1 protein-coding gene is annotated in these 338 nt (G+C 38.8%); it reads left to right on the top strand.

The window, feature by feature from the left end:
• The coding region (locus FC32_RS02105) for a hypothetical protein (RefSeq protein WP_156398998.1) at window positions 1–338 on the top strand (338 nt) is incomplete at both ends.

Raw genomic sequence — 338 nt, 5'->3', positions numbered from 1 at the left:
CGTGATGATAATACTAACTTCTATGCCGAATTGATCTCCTTCCCATTAGGAACACCAACGGCTACGATCAACATTGAAGATCCACTTTACTTGAACTTACAACGTTATTCAGCTGGTGGCGAAACAACTGGTTGGATGCCAGTTGGTGGGACAAACATCAACTCAACAAGTGACAAGTATACCGCTAACTTAGTCTATATTGGTGGTACAAACGGTAAAGTTAAGATCGGCGGGACTGATTATGTTGTTTACCAACAAATTAAATCTGATGGAACGCAACAAATTTGGTTAAATATCAATGAAGTTGAATTTGCTAAGAATGGTTTCCAAAGTTTACC

This window comes from Ligilactobacillus apodemi DSM 16634 = JCM 16172 (assembly GCF_001434405.1).
GTDB classification, from domain to species: Bacteria; Bacillota; Bacilli; order Lactobacillales; family Lactobacillaceae; genus Ligilactobacillus; species Ligilactobacillus apodemi.
Note: the sequence above shows the minus strand (reverse complement) of the source record. Positions and strands in the feature narration are given on the sequence as shown.